This window comes from Streptomyces sp. bgisy159 (assembly GCF_057707805.1).
In genome coordinates this window covers 18,820-45,654 of sequence record NZ_JBYIQX010000027.1, presented here as the reverse complement: position 1 = coordinate 45,654, position 26,835 = coordinate 18,820, and the positions used below count along the sequence as shown (strand labels likewise).

The following is a 26,835-nucleotide window of genomic DNA, read 5'->3' as shown; positions in this document are numbered from 1 at the left end:
CACTGGACGGTACGGCACATGGTGACCCGGCTGCGGGACGAGCAACGGCGGCTGGACGAGCTGAGCCAGGGCGATTCGCAGGTGCGGGTCGGCCTGGAGCTGAGCTACCGCTACCTCTCCGGGGACGCGGCCTGCCTCTACCGCAGGCTCGGCCTGCTGACCTCGCCGGACTTCGCCGCCTGGACCGCCGCCGCGTTGCTGGACTGCCCGGTACCGGACGCCGAACTGCTGATCGAGCAGCTGGTCGACGCCCAGTTCCTGGAGCCCGTCGGGCTCGACGCCACGGGGCACATGCGCTACCGGCTGCAGAACCTGCTGCGGCTGTACGCCGCCGAGTGCGCCGCGCAGGAGGAGGACGAGGAGCAGCGCCGAACCGCCCGGGAGCGTGTGCTGCGGACGTACCTCACGCTGGCCGAGGAGGCTCACCGTCGGGAGTACGGCGGCGACTTCAGCGTGCTGCACGGCACCGCGCCGCGACGGCCGCTGGGCGACGAACTCACCGACGAACTGCTCGTGGCGCCGCTGGAGTGGTTCGAGGTGGAGCGGCTGTCGCTGCGGGCGCTCATCGACCAGGCGGCCGACCTGGGCCTGGCCGAGCCCGCCTGGGACCTGGTGACGTCCATGGTGGTGCTGTTCGAGACCCGCAACTACGTGGAGGACTGGCGGCACTGCGCCCAGCGGGCGCTGGAGGCCGCGCGGGCGGCCGGAGACCTGCGCGGGCAGGCCGTCATGCTGTCCGACCTCGGCGCCGCCGAACTTCGGCTGCGCGACCTCGAACGGACCGGTGCCCTGCTGGAGGAGGCGCTGGAACTGCACCGCCGGTGCGGAGAGCCGTACGGCGAGGCCCTGGTGCTGCGGAACCTGGCGATCCGGGACCGGATGCGGGGCGACCTGGACACGGCCATGCGCCGGCTGGAGGAGGCCCGGGAGATCTTCCGCTCGGTGGGCGACCGGTCCTCGCTGGCACACGTCGTGAACAACATGGCCCAGATCCAGCTCGACCTCGGCCGCGCGGACGTGGCGGTCGAGCTCGGCCAGGAGGCGGTCCGGCTGTCGCAGACGATCGACGGGGCGGGCGGCGGGCGCGGCCTGGCGCAGAGCATGCACCGGCTGGCGCGGGTGTATCTCGCGACCGACGAGGTCAAGCTCGCCGAGGAAGCGTTTCTCCGGGTGGTGCACATCGTCAAGGAGAAGTCCGACATGGTCGGGCTGGTCTACGCCCTGCACGGCCTCGGTGAGACCCGGCTCGCGTCGGGCGACGGACAGAAGGCGCTGGACACCCTCACCGACGCGCTGGACATCGCCGCCCGGGTGGACAGTCCGCTGGTGGAGGGGCAGATCAATCTGGCCATCGGGCGGGCCCTGCGCGCCCTGGACCGGCCCGGCGCCGAGACCTATCTGCGGGCGGCGCGGGAGATCTTCCAGCGGATCGGCGCCCGGCCCTGGCAGGAACGCACCGAGCGGGCGGGGGCCCCGCTGTCGCCGCACGAGTACTGACGGGTGGCGGGGCGCTGCCGCCGTCGCGTGGGTGCTGAGGGGTGGTGGCGGCGCTGCCTCCGTCGCGGGGGTACTGACGGGTGGCGGGGCGCTGCCACCCCGCGGGTACTGACACGAGGGGTGGGGCGGGGGTGCGTTGCTGCCGCCGTACGAGGGGTGACGGCCACGCGCCGAGCGGGTGGATGTGCCGCCGCCGTGGCCGCCCGGGGCCGACCAGGCGGGGCGAACCGTCAGGCCCGATGGTGCTGAGGCGCGCCGTGCGTCCGACGGGGCTGAGGCGAGACGCCCGGGCGACGGGGCTGAGGCGAGACGCCCGGGAGCGACGCCGTCGGGGCGTGGCGTCCGGGAGGTGGGCGTGCGGGCCGGAAGGGCGGATCGGCGTGCGTGGGCCTGCGGGCTTTCGGGTGGCTGGGCGAACGGACCCGGCCACCCTGGAAAGACTTCGGACATGCGGTGCGGGGCTATGGTTTTCCCACATGGTGACGGGACGGTCCGTGCCGTTAGCCTTCCTCTGAGTGACCACATCGCACGGGGGGACAGGGAGGGCTCTTCTATGGACGCCACGGCCGGGGCCGTCATCGCCGCCGCGATCATGCTCAGCTGCACCATGATCGTCGTGGCGGCCCTGTTCTGGTTCTCCACGGGCCACAACCGCAGGAGGTACGCGGCCGTGGAGCGGCTGGCGGCGGACCAGCAGAGCCTGCGCTCGGAGATGACCGAGGTCGCCGGGCGGGTGCGGGCCATCCAGCACCTGCTGGAGGACCCGGCCGAATCATGAGCCCGTGGAGGGACGACGGGGGCGGCACCATCGGTGGCCGCCCCCGCGCGCGTTCGTGTGCGGGCGGTGTCACCACACGTCGAGGGTGACGCTCGTGAACTGCTGCGCGGTGCCGTACCCGAGGCGTTCGTAGAGGCGGTGGGCGGCGCGGGCCGAGTCCAGGCGGGCCAGGCTGCAGCCGGGGGCGCGTTCCAGGGCCCGGCGGGTGAGCCAGGCCGTGACGGCGGCGGCGAGGCCCCGGCCGCGGTGAGCGGGGGCGGTGGCGATCGACGCGAGGTGCGGCGCGCCGGTGCCGGGGCGGGTCAGCAGCGCGCCCACGCACACCGGGGTGCCGTCCGGGCCGGGGACGCCGGCCCACACGGCGACCTGGGGATCGCCGGGGCGCACCAGATGACCGGGGCTCGCCTCCGCCAGCAGAGCGGCCACCTCGGGACCGGGCGGAACCGGGACGACCTTTTCCTCGCCGGGCTGCGCGGGCGGGGCGGCGGCCGTGGTCATCAGCGCCCACTCCTCTCGTTCGCCGTCGGGCAGTGAGCCGGTGCCGCGCGGCACGGTCAGGACGTACGGCGGTTCCGGCAGGGTGCTCAGCACCTGGGCGGTGAGTTCGGTGGCGGCCTCCGCGGTGCCGGTGACCGTGACGGTCGCGGTCGGCTCGTCCGGCGTTCCGAGGCCGTAGGCGACCGCGCCCTGGACGGCCCAGGCCGGGCCGGTCCACTCGGGCGTGATCCACTCTCGGGTCCACGGGTCGTCGGCCGCGGCCAGCAGGTCGGCGCCGCCGCGCGGGCGGGTGACGGTGAGCATGGGCGCTTCCTCTCGGTTGGCGGGGCGGGCCGCCGCCCGAGGGCGGGTACGGGCGGCCGGCCCGTCGGTGGGTGGGGGCTGCCGATCCGCCGTGGTGGGGTGGCCGGTAGCCGGGGCCGGTACCGGTACCGGCCAGCGGTGTCGCCGGCCCGTGACGGCAGGCGGCCGGGGGAGGAGGGGGGACGGCCTGCGAGTGTGGTGGTGCGGGTGCGGGTGCGGGTGCGGTGCGGTGCGAGGGGGAGGGCGAGGCGTCGGGCCGACGTGAGCCTTGGCCAAGGGTCTCCGGCCGGACGTCGCACCGGGGCGTACACCGACGGGTCGGACGGGTCGGGCCGGTCGGCCGGTCGGCGGACCTGGGTCACCGACTCGCACGGCCCTGCCGACGCGAACGCAGAAGAGCTGTGGTCGGTCGAGCGGGCGGTGAGGCCGACGGCCTGGGCGTGGCTCGGTTGCCGTCGGGAGACGAACCCTGAGACCGGTCGTGACGCGCCGTCGGGCGGACGGCCCGGGCCCTCGACGCCAACCGGGGCGGGTCGCCACCGAGGGGCGTGCGGGTTGTGGGATGAGCCGTGTCGAGGGACGTGCGGGTTGTGCGAGGAGCCATGTCGAGGGGCGTGCGAGCCGTGGGATGAGCCGTGTCGAGGGGCGTGCGGGTTGTGCGAGGAGCCATGTCGAGGGGCGTGCGAGCCGTGGAAGGAGCCGTGTCGAGGGGCGTGCGAGCCGTGGAAGGAGCCGTACGAGCGACGGGCCGATAGAGCCGTACGAGCGACGGACCGACAGAGGAGAGGACCCGCGCCGGTCGAGGGGGGATCGGGCCGGCGCGGGTGGACCGTGGGGTCAGACGTCGCGGCGCCGGAGGAGCAGCGCGGCCACGGTGATCAGGGCCGCGCCCCACAGGGCGCACACCCCGAGGCCCTGCCAGGGGGTGAGCACGCTGTCCGGGGCGGGGTGGGTGAAGACGATCTGCTGGCCGGCGTTGGCGGGGAGGAAGGCCGCGGCCTTCTCGCCGGCGGCGCCGGGCAGGCTGCCCGCCAGGGGCGCCAGGACCAGCAGGAAGCCGATCACCGCGGCGATGGCGCCCGCCGTGTGGCGGACCAGGGCGCCGACGCCGAGCGCGAACAGGCTCATCGCGGCGAGGAAGAGACCGCTGCCGACGACCACGCGCAGGACGCCCGGATCGCCGAGGGCGACGGGGGCGTGCTCGCGCAGCAGCGCCGCGCCGGCGAAGAACGAGGCGAAAGAGGTCAGTTCACCGGCCGCCAGCGTCACCAGGGCGAACACCGCGGCCTTCGCCGCCAGCAGCGGGCTGCGCCGCGGCACGGCCAGGATGCTGGCCCGGATGGTGCCACTGGAGTACTCGCCGGTCACCACCAGCACACCGAGCACGCACACGATCAGCTCGCCGACCCCGAACGCGCTGAAGATCACCGACAGGGGGTCGTCCACGACCTTCGCGCGGTCGGCGGCCGACGCCGAGTCCCACTGCGCGGCGGTGACCGCGGACGCCGCGACGGCCACGCCGACGGACGCCACCAGCATCATCAGCAGCACCCAGCCGGTCGACCGCACCGAGCTGATCTTCACCCACTCCGCCCGCAGCAGACCGGTGAAGCCGGGGGACTTCGCCGTCGGGTACCGGGCGGGGGCGAGGGCTTCCGCGGTCATGCCGCGCTCCTTTCGGTGAGGGAGGACACCGGCGCCGCCGGTTCCCCGGCGGTCCCCGCGGGGCCGCCGTACTCGACGCTCGTCTCCGTCATCCGCAGGAACGCCTCCTCCAGCGAGGCGCGCTGCCGGGTCAGTTCGTGCAGCACGATCCCCTCGGCGGCGGCCAGTTCGGCGATCCGTGCCGCCTCCAGACCGGTCACCGCGAGCTGATCCGGGCCCTCGGCGCGGACCGCGCCGCCCGCGGCGGCCAGCAGCGGGGTGAGCCGGGCGGCGGCGGGCGTGCGGACCAGGACGGCCTCGGAGCGGGAGTTGCGCTCGATGAACTCCTCGACGGGGCAGTCGGCGAGCAGCCGGCCCCGGCCGATGACGATCAGGTGGTCGGCGGTGACGGCCATCTCGTTCATCAGATGGCTGGAGACGAAGACCGAACGGCCTTCGCCGGCCAGGGACTTCATCAGGTTGCGGATCCACAGCACGCCTTCGGGGTCGAGCCCGTTGACGGGCTCGTCCAGCACCAGGACGCGCGGGTCGCCGATGAGCGCGGCCGCGATGCCCAGCCGCTGGGCCATGCCGAGGGAGAAGCCGCCGGCCCGGGCCTTGCGGACCTCGCTCAGCCCGACCCGCTCCAGCACCTCGTCGGCGCGGGTGGCGGGCAGCCCCTGGGTGTGGGCGAGGAAGCGCAGATGGGCGTAGGCGCTGCGGCCCTTGTGGAAGGCGCGGGCCTCCAGCAGTGCGCCGACGGTCCGCAGCGGGTCGCGCAGTTCGGCGTAGGGCCGGCCGCCGATGAGCGCGCTGCCGGCGGTGGGCCGGTCGAGGCCGAGCAGCAGCCGCATGGTGGTCGACTTGCCGGCGCCGTTGGGGCCGAGGAAGCCGGTGACCTTTCCGGGCTGGACGGTGAACGTGAGGTCGTCGACCGCGGTCCTGCGGCCGTACCGTTTGGTCAGCCGGCGGGCCACCACCTCTGGGGCCGAGATCTGCATGTCAGGCATTCCTTCGCGCAGGGGGGAGGGACAGGGGGACCAGGTGCGCGGTGAGGTCGCCGACCAGGTCGGCGGCGTGCGGCACGAGGTAGAAGTGGTCGCCCGGGAAGGCGCGGGCGGTGAACGTGCCGGGGGCGGCGACGTCGGCCCAGGCGACCACGTCGGCCGCGGGGACGTCGGTGTCGGCGTCGCCGTAGTAGGCGATGACGGGGATGTCCAGCCGTTCGGCGCGCGCCTCGGCCGTGTACCGCCGCAGCAGCCCGTAGTCGGCGCGCAGGGCGGGCAGGACGAGTTCGGTCAGGTCGGGGTCGTCCAGCGCGGGGGCCAGCGGGCCGCCGCGGCGGCGTACGTCGGCGAGCAGCGCGGCGTCGTCGTCGAAACCGAAGACCGGCAGCCGGTGCGGGGCGGCCCGGCCGGACACCGCGAGCAGCCGGGGCCCGGCCTGGGAGCCCTGGCGCAGTGCGGTCTCGTAGGCCACGGAGGCGCCCATGCTGTGGCCGAAGTACGCGGTGGGGAGCGCGGGCAGGGCGGCCAGGGCGTCGGCGACGGGGCCGGCCAGCTCGGCCATGGAGGTGACGGGCTCCTCCAGGATGCGGTCCTCGCGGCCGGGGTAGCGCACGGCGAGCACCTCGGTGTCCGCGGGCAGCAGGGCGGGCCAGCCGCGGAAGAAGCTGGCCGCGCCGCCCGCGTGCGGGAAGCAGACCAGGCGGGTCCCCGGTCGCGGCGGTGCGTGCAGGGTCCGCAGCCAGGAGGCGGCGGAACCGGCGGCGCGGGTGGGGTCGGGCGAGGTGGTGGGTGTGGGCACGGTGGTCAGCTCCGCTTGGCGAAACGGTGTGCGGCGAGGGGCGCGGTGACGGCGATCAGGGCGAGGCTCCAGGCCAGTGCCGCGATGACGTCGGTGGCGGTGGCGCCGCCGGTCAGCAGGGCGCGGGCGGCGTCGACCACCGAGCTCATCGGGTTGTGCTCGACCAGGACGCCCAGCCAGCCCGGCATGGTGTCGGGGGCGACGAAGATGGAACTGCCGAACTGCAGCGGCACCATGGCGAGCATGCCGACGCTCTGCACGGTCTCCGGGGAGCGCGCCGCCAGGCCGATCAGGGCGTGCAGCCAGGCCAGCGCGACCCCGTACAGCAGGATGACGCCGATCGCGGCGGCGGCCTGGAGCGGGCCGGTGTGCACCCGGAAGCCGATCAGCACGGCGAACGCGAACACCACCAGCAGGCTGACCAGCATCCGCGCGGTGTCGGCGACGATCCGCCCGGCGAGCACCGCCCACGCGGTCATCGGCAGGGTCCGGAACCGGTCCATCACACCGTTGTGGAAGTCCGCGTTGAGGCTGATGCCGGCGGTGCGGGAGGCGATGGTGGTGGTCAGCGCCATGATGCCGGGCATCACGTACTGCCGGTAGGCGGCGTTGCTGCCGGAGATGGCGCCGCCGAAGACGTAGACGAAGATCAGGGCGAAGACCAGCGGCATCAGGGTGGCGTCCAGGATCTGCCCCGGACTGCTGAGCACCTTGCGCAGGTTGCGGCGGGTGACGGCCAGGGTGTGGCCGACGGCCTGCCGGGTGCCGGGCAGGCCGCCGACGGCGGCGGTGACGCTCATGCGGCGCTCCTGGCGGTGTCGGCGCCGGGGAGCCCGGCGGTGGCGAGAGGGGTGACCGGCGCGTTGCCGGTGAGGGTGAGGAACACGTCGTCGAAGCTGGGTGTGAGGGTGTCGACGCGGGCCAGTTCGATGCCGGACGCGCCGAGGACGCGTACCGCCTCGGTGACGGTGCGGCCCGCCCGGTCCAGGGGCAGCCGCACCAGCCCGTCGGTGTCGTCCACGGCGAGCGGGCCGAGGCCCGCGCCCTCCAGGGCCCGCCGGACGGCGGGCAGGTCGGCGCGGTCGCGGGGCGTGAGGTGGAGCACCGGGCCGCCGATGCGCTCGCGCAGGTCGCCGACGGTGCCGGAGGCGATGACCTCGCCGCGGTCGATCACCACGACGGAGTCGGCGAGGGCCTCGGCCTCCTCCATGTACTGGGTGGTGAGCAGCACGCTGGTGCCCTGGCCGGCCAGGGAACGGACCTCGTCCCACAGCTCGTTGCGGCTGTGCGGGTCGAGTCCGGTGGTCGGTTCGTCGAGGAACAGCACCTTCGGCTCGCCCAGCAGACTCGCGGCGAGATCGAGCCGTCGGCGCATTCCGCCGGAGTACGTCTTCACCGGCCGGTTGCCGGCCTCGGTGAGCCGGAAGCGCTCCAGCATGGAGTCGGCTCCCGAACGGGCGGCGGATCGGCCCATGTTGAGGAGCCGGCCGATCAGGTACAGGTTCTCCCAGCCGGAGATGTCCTCGTCGACGGCCGCGTACTGGCCGGTCATGCCGATCAGGTTGCGGACCTCGCGGGACTGGCGTGCCACGTCGTAGCCGTGGATGAACGCCTGCCCGGAGTCCGGCCTGACCAGCGTGCACAGCATGCGCACGGTGGTGGTCTTGCCGGCGCCGTTGGGTCCCAGCAGGCCGAGGACCGTGCCCTCGGGCACCTCGAAGGACACGCCCCGCACCGCGCGGGTGTCACCGAACTGCTTGGCCAGGTCTGTTGCGCGTATCGCCGGGGTCGTGTGGGTCATGGGGTCCTCTCAAGGTCCGCGGAAACAGCGGCGAGCCGGACGCTACGGCGGCCCTGTATCGATGGCTTATCGAATTGCTTCGCGCCGGCTCCCGCCTGGCCGAAACGCGCGCGATAACGCGGCGAAAGAGCGGGTTCCTAGCCTCCACCGGCATGTGGACTGCGAACTGAGGAGTCGGATCCATGTCAGGTGAGGCGATACGGGACCCGGGACGGTCCGAGGCGGCCGGACCGGCCGGTCTGCTGGGGCGGCTCGCGGAGCACGCGGCCCGCACGCCCGACGCCCTCGCGGTGTCGGGGACGGGGGCGGGGACGGGAACGGGGGCGGGAACAGGGGCGCGGTGGAGCTACCGGTCCTTCGACGCGGCGACGGCACGGCTCGCCCGGCGGCTGTCCGCGGCCGGCGTCGGCGCCGGGGACACCGTCGCGATCCACGCGCTGCGCACCCCCGCCCTCGCGCTGGCCCTGGTGGCCGTGGCGCGCAGCGGCGCCGCCTTCCTGGTGTGCGACGCCGCGTACCCGGTGCGCGCGTCGCGGCGGCGTGCCGAGCGGTCCGCGGTGAAGGCATGGCTGACCTGCGACCCGGCGGGCCTCCCGGAGGGGCTCGCGGACGCGGGCGTGCCGGCGTTCATCGCGGGTGCCGATGCGGAGGGTGCCGATGGTGCCTATGCCGATGGTGCCGACGCGGCGGGTGCCGACGCGGCGGGTGCCTGTGCGGAGGGTGCCGACGCGGCCGGGGCTCACGTTCAGGGGGCCGTCGCGTACGTCGCCCACACCTCCGGTACCACCGGTGAGGCCCGGCGGATCCTCGGTGGGTGGGAGCCGGTGGAGCACTTCCTGCGCTGGTACACCGCCGCCGAGCGCATCGGGCCCGGAGTGCGCGGAGCCGTGCTGTCCGGGCTCGGCCACGACCCGCTGCTGCGGGACGTGTTCGTGCCGCTGTGGGCGGGCGGCACCGTCGTCTTCCCGGAGGCCGACGTGCGCGACGCCGCCGCGATCGCCCGCTGGCTGTCGGACGAGCGGATCGACCTGGTCCACCTGACGCCCGGCCTCGGTGACGCGCTCGCCGACAGCGCCCCCGGCGACGGCTGGCCCGGACTGCGGCTCGTCGGCTTCGGCGGGGAACCGCTGACCTGGCGCACGGTGGACGCCTGGACCGCGCTCGCCCCCGGGGCCCGCGTCCTGAACCTGTACGGCACCACGGAGACCCCGCAGGTCGTCTCCCGGTTCGTCGCCGCCGGCCCCGCACGCCCCCCGGCCGCCCGGCACGGCGCCCGGGTGCCGATCGGGCCGGGCGTGGAGGGCGTGCGGCTGACCGTCGAGGACGGCGAACTCGTCGTCGTCACCCCCCACCTGGCCCGGTACGCCGACGCGCCGGAGGGCTTCGGCGGCCGCTACCGCACCGGCGACCTGGTCCGCGAACTCGGTGACGGCTGCCACGAGTTCACCGGCCGCCGGGACGACCAGCTGAAGATCCGCGGCCACCGGGTCGAGCCCGCCGGGACCGAGGCCGTGCTGCTGACGGCGCCCGGCGTCGGCCGGGCCGCGGTCGTCGCCCACGGCGACACCCTCGTCGCGCACGTCGTGGCCGCGCCGGGACACCGCCCGGACCCGGACCGGGTCAAGGAGTTCGCCGCGGGGCTGCTGCCCGAGCACGCCGCACCGGCCGCCGTCGTCGTGCACGACGCGCTGCCGCTGACCGCCCACGGCAAGGTGGACCGGGCCGCGCTGGCCGAGCACCGTCCCGCCGCCGTCCGCCGGGCCGCGCGCGATCCCCGCGAGGAGATCCTGTGCGGGCTGTTCGCCGAGGTGCTGGGCACGCCGGGGTTCGGGCCCGACGACGACTTCTTCGCGCACGGTGGCCACTCCCTGCGCGCCAACCGCCTGGTCAACCGGGTGCGCCGGCTGCTCGGCGTGTCCGTACCGGTCAACGCCCTGTTCGACGCTCCCACCCCGGCCGCGTTCGCCCGCGCGCTGGACACCGCCGCCGGCGCGGACCGGCCCGAACTGGCTCCCGCCGGGCGGCCGGAGCGGCTGCCGCTGTCCAGCGCGCAGCGCCGCCTGTGGTTCGTGCGGCAGATGGACGCCGACGACACCTCGTACAACATGGCGCTCACGCTGCGGCTGACCGGACCGCTGGACCGGCGGGCGCTGGCCGACGCGCTCGGCGACCTCACCGACCGGCACGAGGTGCTGCGCACCGTCTACCGCGTCACGGACGGCGAACCCGCGCAGGTCGTCCTGGCCGAGGCCCGGCCCGCGCTGCACGTCGTGGACGTGGCCGAGGAGGACCTGCCCGGCGAGCTGACCCGGCAGGCCCGGCACCGCTTCGACCTCGCGGCGGCACCGCCGCTGCGCACGGTGCTGCTGCGCACCGGCCCCGACCGCCACACCTTGCTCGTCCTGCTGCACCACATCGCCGCCGACGGCGCCTCCACCGGCCCCCTGGCCCGGGACCTGTCCGCCGCCTACACCGCACGCCTCGCCGGGCACGCCCCGCGCTGGGACCGGCTGCCCGTGCAGTACGCCGACTACACGCTGTGGCAGCGCGCGGCCGAACGGCCCGAGGCGGACCTGGCGTACTGGGAGGAACGGCTCGCGGGTCTCCCCGACGTGCTGGAGCTGCCCACCGACCGGCCCCGGCCGGCCGTCGCCTCCGGGCGGGGCGGCCGGGTCCGGTTCACCGTGCCCGGCGAGCTGCACGGGCGGCTGGCCGCCCTGGCCCGGCGTACCGGCAGCACCGTCTTCATGACCGTGCAGGCCGGTCTCGCCGCGCTGCTCACCCGGCTCGGCGCCGGCCAGGACATCCCCGTCGGCACCGCCGTCGCGGGCCGCGCCGACGAACTCCTCGACCCGCTGGTCGGCTGCTTCGCCAACACGGTGTGCCTGCGCACGGACACCTCAGGCGACCCCGCCTTCACCGAGCTGCTCGGCCGGGTCCGCGACGGCGACCTCGCCGACTTCGCCCACCAGGACCTGCCGCTGGACCGGCTGGTGGAGCACCTCAACCCCACTCGGTCTCTGGCGCACCACCCTCTGTTCCAGACGATGCTGACCTTCCAGGGCACCGAGCACGTCCACTACGACCTGCCCGGCCTGCGGGTCGCCGTGGGCACCGCCGACCGCGCCGCCGCCAACGTCGACCTGTCGTTCCTGTTCGCGGAGGACGGCGAGGCGCTCGCGGGCACCCTGGAGTACGCCGTCGACCTGTTCGACCGGGAGAGCGCCGAACTGCTCGCCGCCCGGCTGGTCCGGGTGCTGGCCGCGGCCGCCGCCGCGCCCGACACCCGGATCGGCGACCTGGACCTCCTCGACGACGCCGAGCGGGAGCTGCTGCTCCACGGCTGGCAGGGCGCCCCGGCGCCGGCCGCCGGCCCCGCCACCCTGCCCGAGCTGTTCGAGGCGCAGGTCCGCCGCACCCCGGACGCGCCGGCCGTCGAGCACGCCGGCACCGTCCTGACGTACCGGGAGCTGAACGCGTACGCCAACCGGCTGGCACGCCGGCTGATCGCGCTCGGCGCCGGCCCCGAGACGCATGTCGCGGTCGCCCTGGACCGCTCCGTCGACCAGATCGCCGCGCTGCTCGGCATCGTCAAGACGGGCGCCGCCTACCTGCCGCTGGACCTGACGCACCCCGCCGACCGCATCGCCTTCGTCCTGGACGACGTACGACCGGTGGCGACCCTCACCACCTCCCGGGACGGCGCGAAGCTGCCGGACGGGCATCGGCTGGTGACGCTCGACCCGGACGCGGAACGACAGCTGCCGCTGGACACCGGCCCCACCGACTGCGCCGGTCTCGCCGGTCCGGCCGGATCCACCGACGTCACCAACGGCAGCGACGTCACCGACGCCGAGCGCACCGCCCCGCTCACCCCGGCCCACCCGGCGTACGTCATCTTCACCTCCGGCTCCACCGGCCGGCCCAAGGGCGTCGTCGTCGAGCACCGCTCGCTGGCCGCGTACCTCGCCTGGGCGCGGGAGGCGTACGACAGCGTGGGCGGCCGGGCGCTGGTGCACTCGCCGGTCGCCTTCGACCTGACCGTCACCGGTGTCTTCGCCCCGCTCACCGCGGGCGGCACGGTGGAACTCCTCGGTCTCGACGGCCGGGACGGCCGGCCGCCCGCCGCCCGCCCGGACTTCGTCAAGGCCACCCCCAGCCACCTGCCGCTGCTGCTGGAGAACGACGACCGTCTCTCCCCCGCCCGCCAGCTGGTGCTGGGCGGCGAGTCCCTGATGGGCGAGGTGCTGGAGCAGTGGCGGGCCCGCCACCCGGAGGCCACCGTCGTCAACGAGTACGGGCCCACCGAGACGACCGTCGGCTGCACCGAGTTCCGCATCGAGCCGGGCGAGCCGGTGCCCGCCGGCGTCGTCACCATCGGCCGGCCCGTGCACGGCACCCGGATGTACGTGCTCGACGGGCGGCTGCGCCCGGTGCCCGCCGGAGTGAGCGGCGAGCTGTACATCGCGGGCGACCTGGTCACCCGCGGCTACCACGGCCGTCGCGCGCTGACCGCCGCCCGGTTCGTCGCCGACCCGTTCGGCCCGCCCGGCGCGCGCATGTACCGCTCGGGCGACCTGGGCCGCTGGAACCGGCGCGGGCTGCTGGAGTTCGTCGGCCGCGTCGACCACCAGGTCAAGGTGCGCGGTTTCCGGATCGAGCTCGGCGAGATCGAGGGGGTGCTCGGCGCCCACCCGCAGGTGCGGCAGGCGGCCGCGGTGGTCCGCGAGGACCGGCCCGGCGACCGGCGCGTCGTCGCCTACGCGGTGCCCGCCGGGCCCGGCGCGGACGAGGCCGGGCTGCGGCGCTGGGCGGCCGAACGGCTGCCCGAGTACATGGTCCCCGCGGACGTCGTGCTGCTGGACGCGTTCCCCGCCACCGCCAACGGCAAGCTGGACCGGGCCGCGCTGCCCGCGCCCGAACGGCGGCCCGCCGCCGACCCGGCGGGCGCCGCGCCGCGCACCGCCCGTGAGGAGATCCTGCGCGGCCTGTTCGCCGAGGTCCTCGGGGTACCCGAGGTGCCGGTGGACACCGGCTTCTTCGACCTGGGCGGGCACTCCCTGCTCGCCACCCGGCTGGTCGGCCGGGTACGGACCGTGTTCGGCGCCGACCTCTCGCTGCGCACCCTCTTCGAGGCGCCCACCGTGCGCGACCTCGCCGCCCGCCTCGACGGCACCGGCGAGGCCCGCCCCCGGCCGGTCCGCCGGGAGCGCCCCGAGCGGCTGCCGCTGTCGCACGCCCAGCGCCGGCTGTGGTTCCTGAACCGGCTGGAGGGCCCGAGCCCCACCTACAACATCCCGCTCGCGCTGCGCCTGTCCGGCCCCCTGGACGTCCCGGCGCTGCGCGCCGCGCTCGGCGACGTGGCCGCCCGCCACGAGAGCCTGCGCACGGTGTTCACCGAGGAGGACGGCGTGCCCCGGCAGCACGTCCTGCCCGCGGACACCGTGCCCGCGCTCGACGTCCGTACCACGGCGCCCGGCGAGACGGCGGCGGCACTGGCCGAGGCGGCCCGGCACACCTTCGCCCTCGACTCCGAACCGCCCCTGCGGTTCACCCTGTTCGGGGACGGCGGTGAGCAGCACGTGCTGTTGCTGCTGATGCACCACATCGTGGCCGACGGCTGGTCGGCGGGCCCCCTGCTGCGCGACCTGTCCGCCGCCTACACCGCCCGCCTCGGCGGTGGCGCCCCCGGCTGGGAGCCGCTGCCGGTGCAGTACGCCGACTACGCGCTGTGGCAGCAGGACGTCCTCGGTGACGAGAGCGACGCCGGCAGCCCGCTGAGCCGTCAGCTCGCCTACTGGCGGCAGCAGTTGTCCGGCGCCCCCGAGCTGCTGGAGCTGCCGCTGGACCACCCGCGTCCGGCGGTCGCCGCCCACCGCGGCGGCCTGGTGCCCTTCCGGCTCGGCCCCGACAGCCACCGGGCGCTCAAGGAACTGGCCCGGTCGACGGGTGCCACCGTGTTCATGGTGCTGCACGCGGCGCTCGCCGCCCTGCTGTCGCGGCTCGGCGCGGGCGCCGACGTCCCCGTGGGGACGGTGGTCGCCGGCCGTTCCGACGAGGCGCTGGACGACCTGGTCGGGTTCTTCGTCAACACGCTGGTGCTGCGCACGGACACCTCGGGCGACCCCGCCTTCCGCGAGCTGCTGGAGCGGGTCCGGGAGACCGACCTGTCGGCGTTCGCGCACCAGGACGTGCCCTTCGAGCGGGTCGTGGAGGCGGTCAACCCGGCCCGGTCCCTGGCCCACCACCCCCTCTTCCAGGTCATGCTCGTCCTGCAGAACACCACGGACGGCCGGGCCGAACTCCCCGGCCTCGACGTGGACGTGGAGGACCTGAGCGCGGGCGCGGCCAAGTTCGACCTGATCCTCAACGTGCGCGAGGACCGGGACGGCGTCACCGGCACGCTCGGCTACGCCACGGACCTGTTCGAACGGGACACCGCGGCCGCCCTCGCCGACCGGCTGGCGCGCTTCCTCGACGCCGCCGCCGCCGACCCCGGGCTGCCGATCGGCGCCCTCCCGGTGATCACCGACGCCGAGCGCCGCACGGTGCTGGACACCTGGAACGACACCGGCCGGGAGGTCCCCGAGGGCTCCCTGCCCGCGCTGTTCGCCGCCCAGGCCGCCCGCACCCCCGACGCCGTCGCCCTGCGCCGCGGCGACGACACGCTCACCTACGCCGAACTCGACCGCCGGGCCAACCGGTTCGCGCACCGGCTGATCGCCGAGGGCGTCCGGGCCGAGACCCCGGTCGCGCTCCACCTGGACCGTTCCTTCGAGGCCGTCGTGGCGATCCTCGGCGTCCTCAAGGCCGGCGGCACGTACGTCCCGCTGGACGTGCGCTCGCCCGCCGCCCGGCTGCGGCTCGTCCTCGACCAGGCCGGCGCACCCCTCCTCGTCACCGACCGCGACGACCTCGTCCCGCCGCCCGGGGTGCGGGTCCTCCGCCCCGGCGCCCCGGACCACCCCGGGCACGACCCGGCGGTGCCGGTCCCGCCGGGGCAGCTCGCCTACGCCATGTTCACCTCCGGCTCGACGGGCACCCCCAAGGGCGTCGTCGTCACCCACCGGAACATCGCCGCGCTGGCCGCCGACCACCGCTTCGCCGGTGACGCCCACCGGCGGGTCCTGCTGCACTCCCCGCTGGCCTTCGACGCCTCCACCTACGAACTGTGGGTACCGCTGCTGTCCGGCGGCGAGGTCGTCGTGGCACCCCCGGGCGAGACCGACCTGGCGTTCCTGCGCACCCAGCTCACCGGGGGCGGGGTGACCGCCGTGTTCCTCACCACCGCCCTGTTCAACCTGCTCGCCGAGGAGCCCGGCGATCCGCTGTCCGGGGTGCGCGAGGTGTGGACCGGCGGCGAGGCGGGATCGGCGGCCGCGATGCGCGGCGTCGCACAACGCTGCCCCGGCACCCGGGTGGTGCACGTGTACGGCCCCACGGAGACCACCACGTTCGCCACCTGCCACCCGGTCCGCCGCCCCTACGACTACCCCGGCACCCCGCCGATCGGCGGCCCCATGGACAACACCACGGCGTACGTCCTGGACGCCCGGCTGCGGCCGGTCCCGGCCGGCGTCCCCGGCGAGCTGTACCTCGGCGGCGCCGGACTCGCCCGCGGCTACCTCCACCGCCCCGCCCTCACCGCCGCCCGCTTCGTCGCCGACCCGTTCGGCACGCCCGGAGCCCGGCTGTACCGGACGGGGGATGTGGTGCGGTGGTGGGCCGACGGGCAACTGGAGTTCGTCGGGCGCGTCGACCACCAGGTGAAGATCCGCGGTTTCCGGATCGAGCCGGGCGAGATCGAGGGCGTGCTCGGCGCCGACCCGCGGGTGCGCCAGGTGACGGTCGTGGTCCGCGAGGACCGCCCCGGCGACAAGCGCGTCGTCGCCTACGCCGTCACCACCGCGCCGGTCGAGGAGCTGAGGACCCTGGCCGCCGAAAAGCTGCCGGAGTACATGGTGCCGTCCGCGATCGTGCCGCTGGAGGCACTGCCCCTGAACGCGAACGGCAAGGTCGACCAGAAGGCCCTGCCGGTGCCGTCGTACGGCGGCCAGGGCACCGGACGTGCCGCCCGTACCGCCCAGGAGGAGATCCTGTGCGGCCTGTTCGCCGAGGTGCTCGGCCTGGACGCCGTCGACCCGGCGGCCAACTTCTTCGAGCTGGGCGGCCACTCGCTGCTCGCCACCCGGCTCATCAGCCGTATCCGCTCGGTCTTCGAGGCCGAGACCAGTCTGCGCACCCTGTTCGAGAACCCCACGGCGGAGACCCTCGTCACCCGCCTGGCGCGTGCCGAGAAGGCCCGGCCCAAGCTGCGGCCGATGAAGAGGTCCGAGGAGATGTCATGATTCCGCTCTCTCACGCCCAGCAGAGGCTGTGGTTCCTGTACCACCTGGAGGGCCCGAGCCCCACCTACAACGTGCCGCTCGCCCTGCGCGTCGACGGCCCGCTGGACCCGGACGCCCTGCGCGACGCCGTACGGGACGTCGTCGCCCGGCACGAGAGCCTGCGCACCGTGTTCCCGGCCGTGGACGGCGTGCCCCGGCAGCGCATCCTGCCGGCCGAGGACACCGACGTCTTCCGCATCGAGCGGGTGACGTCCGACGAGCTGGAGCCCGCCCTGGCCGCCGAGTCCCGGCACGTGTTCGTGCTGGAGGGTGAGGTGCCGTTCCGGGTGACGTTGTTCGCGGTGGGTGAGGGTGGGTTCGTGGTGTTGTTGTTGATGCATCACATCGTGGCGGACGGGTGGTCGGCGGGTCCGTTGGTGCGGGATCTGTCGGTGGCGTACGCGGCTCGGGTGAGTGGGGATGTGCCTGGTTGGGAGCCGTTGCCGGTGCAGTACGCGGATTTCGCGTTGTGGCAGCGGGAGGTGCTGGGGGAGGAGTCGGATCCGGGGAGTGTGCTGGCGCGGCAGTTGGGGTTTTGGCGCAAGGAGCTGGCGGGGCTTCCGGAGTTGGTCGGGTTGCCGTTGGATCGTGCGCGGCCTGTGGTTGCGGGGCATGCGGGTGCGTTGGTGGATGTGCGGGTGCCGGCGGGGGCGCATCGGGCGTTGAAGGAGCTGGCCCGGTCGACGGGTGCGACCGTGTTCATGGTGGTGCATGCGGCGCTTGCCGCGTTGCTGTCGCGGCTCGGGGCGGGTTCGGACGTTCCTGTGGGGACGGTGGTGGCCGGTCGTTCGGACGAGGCGTTGGACGATCTGGTCGGGTTCTTCGTGAACACGTTGGTGCTGCGGGCGGATGTGTCGGGTGATCCGACGTTCCGTGAGCTGGTGGAGCGGGTGCGGGAGACGGATCTGTCGGCGTTCGCGCACCAGGACGTGCCGTTCGAGCGGGTCGTGGAGGCGGTCAACCCGGTCCGGTCACTGGCCCACCACCCCCTCTTCCAGGTCATGCTCGTCCTGCAGAACAACGCGGAGGGACAGGTCCGTTTCCCGGGGGCCACCGCACGCCTCGACGACCTGTCCGTCGGGACCGCCAAGTTCGACCTCGCGCTCACCCTGCACGAGCGGCACACCGCCGACGGCGCCCCCGACGGCCTGGCCGGTGCCGTCACCTTCGCGACGGAGGTGTTCGACCGGGGGTCGGTCGAGGCGCTGGTGGGGCGGTTGGTGCGGCTGCTGGAGTGGGCGGGGGAGTGCCCGGACCGGGCGCTCGGCGAGTGGGACGTCCTGGCGCCGGAGGAGCGTCGGCGGATTGTGGGTGAGTGGAACGAGTCGGGTGAGCCGGTCGGGGCGGCCACGTTCGTCGAGTTGTTCGAGGAGCGGGTGCGGCGGGACCCGGACGCGGTCGCCGTCGAGTTCGGCTCCGAGGCCCTGGGCTACGGGGAGTTGAACCGTCGTGCCAATCGGCTGGCGCACTGGCTGATCGGTCGTGGGGTGGGGCCGGAGAAGCGGGTCGCGGTGGCGTTGCCGCGGTCGGTGGAGTGGCTGGTGGCCGTCCTCGGGGTGATGAAGGCGGGCGGCGCGTACGTGCCCGTCGACCCGGAGTACCCGGCCGACCGCATCGCCTACATGCTGGACGACTCCCGGCCCGTCTGTGTCCTCACCGACGCGGGTACGGCTCCGAGGCTTCCCGAGGGGGTCGAGCCGGTGCTGGTGGAGCAGGTGCCGTTCGGTGCCTGCGACCCGGCCGACGTCACCGACGCGGACCGTACGGCCGCGCTGACCCTGGGCTCACCCGCGTACGTCATCTACACGTCGGGGTCGACCGGCCGCCCCAAGGGGGTGGTCGTCACCCACTCCGGGATCGCCGGCCTGTCGTACTCCCAGACCCGTGCCTTCGACGTCACTCCGGACAGCAGGGTGCTGCAGTTCGCCTCGCCCAGCTTCGACGCGGCGGCGTGGGAGGTCTGCATGGCGCTGCTGGCGGGAGCGCGGCTGGTGATGGCCCCGGCGGCGGAACTGCTGCCGGGCGAGCCCCTGGCCGGGGTGCTGGCCCGCCACGGGGTCACGCACGCCACCCTGCCGCCCGCCGCTCTGCCGGTGATGCCGGAGGGTGGTCTGCCGGACGGGATGACGCTCGTGGTCGCCGGTGAGGCGTGCCCGCCCGCTCTGGTCGGGGTGTGGTCCGAGGGCCGGCGGATGATCAACGCGTACGGGCCCACCGAGACGACCGTGTGCGCCACGATGAGCCGCCCGCTCTCCGGCGCCGTCACCCCGCCCATCGGCTCCCCGCTCAACGGCTTCGACGTGTACGTCCTGGACGCGCGGCTGCGGCCGGTGCCGGTGGGGGTGCCGGGTGAGTTGTATGTGTCGGGGTCCGGTCTGGCGCGTGGTTATCTGGGGCGTCCGGCGTTGACGTCGGGGCGTTTCGTGGCCGATCCGTTCGGGGCTCCTGGGAGCCGGCTGTACCGGACGGGGGATGTGGTGCGGTGGCGCGCCGACGGGCAGCTGGAGTTCGTCGGGCGCGTCGACCACCAGGTGAAGATCCGCGGTTTCCGGATCGAGCTCGGCGAGATCGAGGGCGTCCTCGGCACCCACCCGGGTGTGCGGCAGGCGGCCGTGGTGGTCCGCGAGGACCGGCCCGGCGACAAGCGCGTGGTGGCGTACACCGTGGGCGACGCGACCCGCGACGAGGTGCGGGCCCTCGCGGCCGAGCACCTGCCCGAGTACATGGTCCCTGCGGCGATCGTGCCGCTGGACGCCCTGCCGCTCACCCCGAACGGCAAGCTCGACCACAAGGCCCTGCCGGTGCCGTCGTACGGCGGTCAGGGCACCGGACGTGCCGCCCGTACCGCCCAGGAGGAGATCCTGTGCGGCCTGTTCGCCGAGGTGCTCGGCCTGGACGCCGTCGACCCGGAAGCCGGGTTCTTCGAGCTGGGCGGGGACAGCATCCTCGCCATCCAGCTGGTCGGCCGGGCCCGCCGGGCCGGGCTGGAGTTCACCGCCCGGGACGTCTTCGCGCACCGCTCGGCCGCACGGCTCGCGGTCGTGGCCCGGGCCGTGACCGACGAGGCGCCCACCGCGGCGGACGACGGCGCCGGCACCGTCCTCGCCACGCCGATCATGCACTGGCTGCGCGAACTCGGCGGCTCCTGGACCGGCTTCAACCAGTCGATGACCGTGCGGGTGCCGGCCGGGGCCGACCCCGAGCGGCTCACCGAGGCACTGCAGGCGCTCCTGGACCGGCACGAGGTCCTGCGGCTGCGGGCCGAACCCGACCCCGGCGCCGGCTGGCGGCTGGACGTGCCGGAGGCCGGCCGGGTGCGCGCCGCCGACCTGCTGCACCACGTCGACGCGCGCGGGCTGGACGGGCCGCGGCTGGCCGCCGTACTGGCGGCGGAGGGCGAGGCGGCCCGGCAGCGGCTCGCGCCGCGCGACGGGTCGGTCGTCCGCTTCGTCCGGTACGACCGCGGCCCGGACCGGCCCGGACTGCTGCTCCTGCTCGCCCACCACCTGGTGGTCGACGGGGTGTCCTGGCGGATCCTGCTCGCCGACCTGGCGGCGGCCTGGCGCGGCGAGGAACTCGCGCCGGTGCCCACCTCCTTCCGCCGCTGGGCCCGCACCCTCGCCGAGAGCGCACCGGACCGGCGCGGCGAACTCGCCCTGTGGCAGGACATCGCCGCCACTCCCGACCCGCCGCTCGGCACCCGGGCCCTCGACCCCGCGCGGGACACGGCGCTCACCGCACGGCAGATCACCCTGACGCTGCCCGCCGAGGACACCGAGCCGCTGCTGACGAGCGTCCCGGCGGCCGTGCACGGAGGAGTCAACGACGTGCTGCTGACGGCCCTCGCCCTCGCGGTCCGCGCACACCGGCGCGGACGCGGCCAGGACACCCCCGCCCTCCTGGTCGACCTGGAGGGGCACGGCCGCGAGGAGATCACCGAGGGCATCGACCTGTCCCGGACCGTGGGCTGGTTCACCGTGCTGCACCCGGTGCGGATCGAACCCGGCGACGACCCCGGGCCGGACGCCCTGAAACGGGTCAAGGAGCAGCTGCGCGCCCTGCCCGACCACGGACTCGGACACGGCGTCCTGCGCCACCTCGACCCGCGGTCCGCGGCGGCGCTGGCCGGCCGGCCGGCCCCGCAGATCGGCTTCAACTACCTGGGCCGGATGCCCGCGGGCGAGGCGTCCGCCGCTCCCGGCGCGTACTCCGCACCGGCGGACTGGGCGGCCGTGTCCGGCGCGCCCGCCCCGGCACCCCGCGACCCCGACATGCCCGTCGGCCACGCCCTGGAGATCAACTCCGTGACGCTGGACCGGCCGGGCGGACCCGAGCTGGCGGCCACCTGGACCTGGCCCGGCGAACTGTTCGAGGAGGCGGAGGTGCGCACCCTCGCGGCCGGCTGGTTCGACGCGCTGCGCGCCCTCACCCACGGGGTGCGGGCGCCCGAGGCCGGCGGGTTCACCCCGTCCGACCTGGACCTGGTCTCCCTGAGTCAGGGCGAGATCGACGACCTGGAAGCAGAATTGAGGGACCTCGCATGAAGACATCCGGGCTCGAGGACGTCCTGCCGCTCTCGCCGCTGCAGGAGGGACTGCTCTTCCACGCCCTGGAAGGCGCCGCGCAGGACACCGGCGGGGACGTGTACACCACCCAGCTGGTGCTGGACCTGACCGGACCGCTGGACGCCCCCCGGCTGCGCACCGCCGCCGAGGCGCTGCTGCGCCGCCACGCCAACCTGCGGGCCGGGTTCCGGCAGCGCGCCAACGGCCAGGCCATCCAGGTCGTGCACCGGCAGGTGGAGCTGCCCTGGCAGGAGACCGACCTGACCGGCATACCCGCCGACGGCCGCGAGGCCGCCCTCGCGCGGATCCTGGACGAGGAGCGCGCCCGCCCCTTCGACCTGGCCGCGCCGCCCGCGCTGCGGTTCCGCCTGGTGCGCCGCGACAGCCGGCGGCACGCCCTGGTGCTGACCAACCACCACATCCTGTGGGACGGCTGGTCCGCGCCGGTCCTCCAGCGGGAACTGCTCACCCTGTACGCCGGGCACGGCGACGCCGCCGCCCTGCCGCCCGTCACGCCGTACCGCGACTACCTCGCCTGGCTGGCCGCGCAGGACCGGCCGGCCGCCGAGGAGGCGTGGCGGCGGGCGCTGGCCGGCCTGGCCGGGCCCACCCTGGTCGCGCCCGGCCGGGACCTGCCCCCCGTCCCGCCCCGCCTGCACACCGTGGAGCTGTCCGAGTACGCCACGGCCGCGCTGCTCGGCGCCGCCCGCGCCGCCGGGCTGACCCTCAACACCGTGCTGCAGGGCGCCTGGGCGCTGACCCTGCGCGAGCTGACCGGACGCGACGACGTGGTCTTCGGCTCGGTGGTCTCGGGCCGGCCGCCGCAGCTGCCCGGCGTGGAGACCATGGTCGGCCTGTTCATCAACACCGTGCCGGTCCGGGTCCGGCTCGACGCGCGGCGACCGCTCACCGAGGCGCTGGGACGGCTGCAGGAGGAACAGGCGCTGCTCCTGGACCACCAGCAACTGCGGCTCGGCGACGTCCAGCGGCTCGCCGGGCACGGGGACCTGTTCGACACCGTGCTGACGGTCGAGAACTACCCCGGCGGCGGCGGGCCCCGGCAGGACTACGACGGGCTGCGGGTCGGCCGGGTCACCGGCCAGGACGCCGCGCACTACCCGCTGCGGCTCGTCGCCGGCCTCGCCGGGCAGCGCCTGGTCGTCCGCCTGGAGTACCGGCCCGACCTGTACGACGAGGACACCTCCGGGACGGTGCTGCGGCACGTGGTGCGCCTGCTGGAAGCCGCCGCCGGCGCCCCGGCCACCCCGGTCGGCGCCCTGCCGGGCCTGCTGCCCGAGGAGCGCGCCCAGCTGCCCGCGCCGCCCGGACCCGCCCGGGACGCGAACGGCGCGCCCGCCGAGGCGGCCGCGGCCCGCGAAGGGGATGCGGAGCGGCCCGGGCCCGGCGCGGCGGCCGGCCCCGAGGAGGAGATCCTGTGCGGCCTGTTCGCCGAGGTCCTCGGGCACCCCCGGATCGGACCCCGGGAGAGCTTCTTCGCCCGGGGCGGGCACTCCCTGTCGGCGCTGAAGCTCCTGGGCCGCGTCCGCGCCGTCCTCGGGGTGTCCCTGCCCGTGCGCGAGCTGTTCGCCGCCCCCACCCCGGCCCGGTTCGCCGAACGGATCCGGCAGGCCGCCGGCCGGCCCGCGCCGCCCGAGCCGGCCGCCCGGCCGCGCCCCGCCCGCGTCCCCCTGTCCTTCGCCCAGGCCCGCCTGTGGTTCCTGTACCGGGCGGAAGGGCCGAGCCCCGCCTACAACGTGCCGATGCCGCTGCGCCTGACCGGCGACCTGGACCTGCCGGCGCTCACCGCCGCGCTCGGCGACCTGACCCGGCGCCACGAGAGCCTGCGCACCGTGTTCCCCGCCGAGCGGGGCGTGCCCCACCAGCGCGTGCTGGCGGACGCGGAGCCGCCCGTCGACGTGGTCGACGCCGCGCCGGGCGACGCCGCCCGGCTGCTCGCCGAGGCCGCCCGCCACCCGTTCGACCTGGCCGGCGAGATCCCGCTGCGGGCCACCGTGCTGCGGCTCGGCCCCCGGGAGCACGTCCTGCTGCTGCTGGTCCACCACATCGCCGCCGACGGCGGCTCCGTCGCCCCGCTCCTCGGCGACCTCGCCGAGGCGTACACCGCGCGCTGCCGCGGCACCGCCCCCGGCTGGGAACCGCTGCCGCTGCAGTACGCCGACTACGCGCTGTGGCAGCGCGAACTGCTCGGCGCCGACGACGACCCGGACAGCCTGCTCGCCCGGCAGCTGGCGTTCTGGCGCACCGCCCTGGACGGCGCCCCCGGCAGCCTGGACCTGCCCGCCGACCGGCCCCGTCCCGCGGTGGCCGACCACCGCGGCGGCACCGTCGCGTTCGAGGTGGGCGAGGAGACCCACCGGCGCCTCACCGCCCTCGCCCGCAGCGCCGGCGCCACCGCGTTCATGGTGGTGCAGACCGCCGTCGCCGCGCTGCTCAGCCGGATGGGCGCCGGTGACGACATCCCGCTCGGCACCGCCGTCGGCGGCCGCGGCGCGCCCGCCCTGGAACGGCTGGCCGGGTTCTTCGTCAACACGCTGGTGCTGCGCACCGACACCTCGGGCGACCCGTCCTTCCGGGAACTGCTGGAACGGGTCCGCGAGGCCGACCTCGCCGCCTACGCCCACCAGGAGCTGCCGTTCGAGCGGCTGGTGGAGGCGCTCAACCCGGTGCGGTCGGCCGCCGCGCACCCGCTGTTCCAGGTGATGCTCGCCTTCCAGAACAACGCCGAGCCCGTCATGCGGATGCCCGGCCTCACCGTCGGCTTCGAAGGCCTGGCCACCGGAACCGCGCGCTGCGACCTGTCGTTCAGCGTCGCCGAGACCCGGGACGGCGGCCTGCGCGGCATGCTGGAGTACGCCACCGCGCTGTTCGACCCGGAGACCGCGCGGGACCTCGCCGACCGGCTGGTCCGCCTCCTCGACCGGGCCGCCGAGGACCCGGCGCGCGCACTGAGCGCCCTCGACCTGCTCTCCGCCGAGGAGCGCCGGCTGCTGGCCGCCGATACCGAACGGGCCGCGCCCGCCGTGGCGCCCGACACCCTGCCCGCGCTGTTCGCCCGGCAGGCCGCCCGCACCCCCGACGCGCCCGCCGTCCGCCACGGCACCACCACCCTCACCTACGCCGAACTCGACGCCCGCGCCAACCGGCTGGCCCACCGCCTGGCCGAACTCGGCGCCGGCCCCGAGAAGTTCGTCGCCGTCGCCCTGCCCGCCTCGGCCGACCTGGTCGTCGCCGCCCTCGCCGTCACCAAGGCTGGCGCCGCCTACGTGCCGCTCGACCCCGACTACCCCGACAGCCGCCTGGAGCTGATGCTCGCCGAGACCGCCCCGCTCGCCGTGTTCGCCACCGAGCGCACCGCCGCCCGGCTGCGCACCGACGCACCCGTACTGACCGGCTGCGACGCCCCCGGCCGGCCCGACGGCCCACCGCGCCCGGCCCTGCTCCCCGAGCACCCGGCGTACGTCATCTACACCTCCGGCTCCACCGGCACACCCAAGGGCGTCGTCGTCACCCACGCCGGGCTCGCCGGGCTCGGCCACGGCAGCCGGCACGACCACGGCGCCGGCCCCGGCAGCCGCGTCCTGCAGTTCGTCTCGCCGAGCTTCGACGTGTCGGTGGCCGAACTGTGCATGGCGCTGCTCACCGGCGCCTGCCTGGTCGTCCCGGAGCGGCGGCCGGTCGGCGCGGAACTGGCCGCGTTCCTGGCCGAGGAGCGCATCAGCCACGCCCACCTGCCGCCCGCCGTCCTCGCCGGGCTGCCGCCCGCCGACCTGCCCGACCTCGCCACCCTGATGACCGGCGGCGAGGCCTGCACCCCGCAGCTGGTCGCCCGGTGGGCGCCCGGCCGGCGCATGGTCAACGCGTACGGTCCCACGGAGGCCACCTGCGAGGTCACCTACGCCCTCCAGGACCCGGCCGCGCCCGGGCCGCGCTCCATCGGCCGGGCCGTGCCCGGGGTCCGCGTCCACGTCCTCGACGCCGCGCTGCGCCCCACCCCGCCCGGCGCGCCCGGCGAGCTGTACATCTCCGGCCCGGGGGTGGCCCGCGGCTACCTCGGCCGGCCGGCGCAGACCGCGGGCCGGTTCGTCGCCGACCCGTACGGGGCGCCCGGCGCCCGCATGTACCGCACCGGCGACCTGGTGCGCCGCCGCCGTGACGGGCGCCTGGAGTTCGTCGGCCGGGCGGACGGCCAGGTCAAGCTGCGCGGGTTCCGCATCGAGACCGGCGAGATCGAGGCGGCCCTGCTCGACGTGCCCGGCGTCGCCCGGGCGGCGGTCGTCGTCCGCGAGGACCGCCCGGGCGACCCCCGCCTCGTCGCCTACGCGGTGCCCGCCGGCCCCGGCCCGGACACCGCCGGGGCACTCGCCGCGCTGCGCGAGAAGCTGCCCGACTACATGGTGCCCGGCGCGCTCGTCGTCCTCGACGAACTGCCCATGACCCCCAACGGCAAGCTCGACACCCGCGCCCTGCCCGCCCCGCCCGAGCGCACCGGCACCGGCCGGCCCCCGCGCACCCCGCGCGAGGAACTGATGTGCCGGCTGTTCGCCGAGGTGCTGGGCGTCGCCGAGGTCGGCAGGGACGACAGCTTCTTCGCCCGCGGCGGCCACTCGCTGCTCGCCTCCCGCCTCGCCGGCCTCGTCGGCCGCACCCTCGGCAGGGAGCCGAGCGTGCGCGAGGTGTTCGCCGCGCCCACCCCGGCGGACCTGCTGCGGCTCGTCGACGGCGACGACCGGGACGCCTCGGGCGGCTTCGGACCCCTGCTGCCGCTGCGCCCGGCGGGCCGCGGGACACCGCTGTTCTGCGTGCACCCCGTCGGCGGCCTGAGCTGGTGCTACTCCGGCCTGCTGCGCACCCTCGACCCCGAACGGCCCGTGTACGGGCTGCAGTCGGCGGGGCTCGACGACTCCGCGCCGCCCGCCGCGACCCTGGCCGAGATGCTGGACGGCTACGTCGAGCAGCTGCGCTCCGTGCGCCCGCACGGCCCGTACCGGCTGCTGGGCTGGTCCCTCGGCGGTACCCTCGCGCATCTGCTCGCCGCCGAACTCCAGCGGCGCGGCGAGGAGGTGGAGCAGCTGGTGCTGCTGGACGCCTACCCCGTGGAGGAGCACCGGCGCGAGGAGCTCTCCGCCGAGCGGGTGCTGCGCGACCTGTGCGCCGCGCACGCCCGCCGGCACGGCGACGACCCGGACGACCTGCCCGACGGGGCGGTCGCGCTCAGCGAACGCGTCGTGGACTACCTGGGCCGCGGCGACTCCGAACTCGGCGGCCTCGACCCGGCCCAGCGGCACGCCGTGCTCGGCGCCCTGGTCAACAACGTGCGCCTCGTCTCGCCCGCCCGGCCGCCCGTGTTCAAGGGCGACATCCTGCTGATCGCCGCCACCGAGAACGTCCGCGCGTGGGCGGACCCCGACGCCTGGACCCCGTACCTGTCCGGAGGCGTGGAACGCCTGGAGGTGGCCGCCACCCACGAGGGCATGGCCGCCCCCGGACCGGCCGCCGAGATCGGCCGGCTGCTCAACGCCCGCGACTGACGCCACG

The 26,835-nt window shown here is 75.5% G+C and carries 11 protein-coding genes; 5 read left to right on the top strand and 6 right to left on the bottom strand.

The genetic code is table 11. The features are described 5' to 3' along the window. Nucleotides 1-291: 291 nt before the first annotated feature. Nucleotides 292-1,497, top strand: a complete 1,206-nt coding sequence (locus AC3ET3_RS23975; protein WP_435612872.1) for a tetratricopeptide repeat protein — start codon at nucleotides 292-294, stop codon at nucleotides 1,495-1,497. A gap of 553 nt (nucleotides 1,498-2,050) precedes the next feature. Beyond that, nucleotides 2,051-2,275, top strand: coding sequence for a hypothetical protein (locus AC3ET3_RS23970; RefSeq protein WP_432138463.1), 225 nt, complete (start codon nucleotides 2,051-2,053; stop codon nucleotides 2,273-2,275). Between the two features lie 69 nt (nucleotides 2,276-2,344). On the opposite strand, the gene AC3ET3_RS23965 is transcribed toward AC3ET3_RS23970, so the two are convergent. The 6 genes from AC3ET3_RS23965 to AC3ET3_RS23940 all read right to left on the bottom strand — a co-directional run bounded on the left by AC3ET3_RS23965 (nucleotide 2,345) and on the right by AC3ET3_RS23940 (nucleotide 8,327). Next, nucleotides 2,345-3,076, bottom strand: a complete 732-nt coding sequence (locus AC3ET3_RS23965) for a GNAT family N-acetyltransferase (RefSeq protein ID WP_432138462.1) — start codon at nucleotides 3,074-3,076, stop codon at nucleotides 2,345-2,347. Nucleotides 3,077-3,913: 837 nt separating this feature from the next. Beyond that, nucleotides 3,914-4,741 (bottom strand): ABC transporter permease, encoded by an 828-nt coding sequence (locus AC3ET3_RS23960; RefSeq protein WP_435612852.1) that lies wholly within the window; start codon nucleotides 4,739-4,741, stop codon nucleotides 3,914-3,916. After that, nucleotides 4,738-5,721 (bottom strand): ABC transporter ATP-binding protein, encoded by a 984-nt coding sequence (locus AC3ET3_RS23955; RefSeq protein WP_435612851.1) that lies wholly within the window; start codon nucleotides 5,719-5,721, stop codon nucleotides 4,738-4,740. Before AC3ET3_RS23955 ends, AC3ET3_RS23960 begins: the two co-directional genes overlap by 4 nt. A 1-nt stretch (nucleotide 5,722) precedes the next feature. Continuing rightward, the gene (locus AC3ET3_RS23950; RefSeq protein WP_432138459.1) at nucleotides 5,723-6,526 is read right to left on the bottom strand and encodes a thioesterase II family protein; all 804 of its coding nucleotides are present in this window, start codon (nucleotides 6,524-6,526) and stop codon (nucleotides 5,723-5,725) included. 5 nt (nucleotides 6,527-6,531) lie between these two features. Further along, entirely contained in the window at nucleotides 6,532-7,326 is a 795-nt protein-coding gene (locus AC3ET3_RS23945) for an ABC transporter permease (RefSeq protein WP_435612850.1), read from the bottom strand. Beyond that, complete coding sequence (locus tag AC3ET3_RS23940) at nucleotides 7,323-8,327, bottom strand: ATP-binding cassette domain-containing protein (RefSeq protein ID WP_432138457.1); 1,005 nt, start codon at nucleotides 8,325-8,327, stop codon at nucleotides 7,323-7,325. The genes AC3ET3_RS23945 and AC3ET3_RS23940 overlap by 4 nt, the downstream gene beginning before the upstream one ends. 182 nt (nucleotides 8,328-8,509) lie before the next feature. On the opposite strand from AC3ET3_RS23940, the gene AC3ET3_RS23935 reads away from it, so the two are divergent. Genes AC3ET3_RS23935 through AC3ET3_RS23925 form a run of 3 tightly spaced genes read left to right on the top strand, consistent with a single transcriptional unit; the run spans nucleotide 8,510 to nucleotide 26,828 of the window. Beyond that, entirely contained in the window at nucleotides 8,510-16,675 is an 8,166-nt protein-coding gene (locus AC3ET3_RS23935; RefSeq protein ID WP_435612849.1) for an amino acid adenylation domain-containing protein, read from the top strand. Beyond that, the gene (locus AC3ET3_RS23930; RefSeq protein ID WP_435612848.1) at nucleotides 16,672-21,258 is read left to right on the top strand and encodes an amino acid adenylation domain-containing protein; all 4,587 of its coding nucleotides are present in this window, start codon (nucleotides 16,672-16,674) and stop codon (nucleotides 21,256-21,258) included. The genes AC3ET3_RS23935 and AC3ET3_RS23930 overlap by 4 nt, the downstream gene beginning before the upstream one ends. Then, a complete protein-coding gene (locus tag AC3ET3_RS23925) occupies nucleotides 21,255-26,828 on the top strand; it encodes an amino acid adenylation domain-containing protein (protein WP_435612847.1) in 5,574 nt (1,857 codons plus the stop codon). The genes AC3ET3_RS23930 and AC3ET3_RS23925 overlap by 4 nt, the downstream gene beginning before the upstream one ends. Nucleotides 26,829-26,835 lie beyond the last annotated feature (7 nt).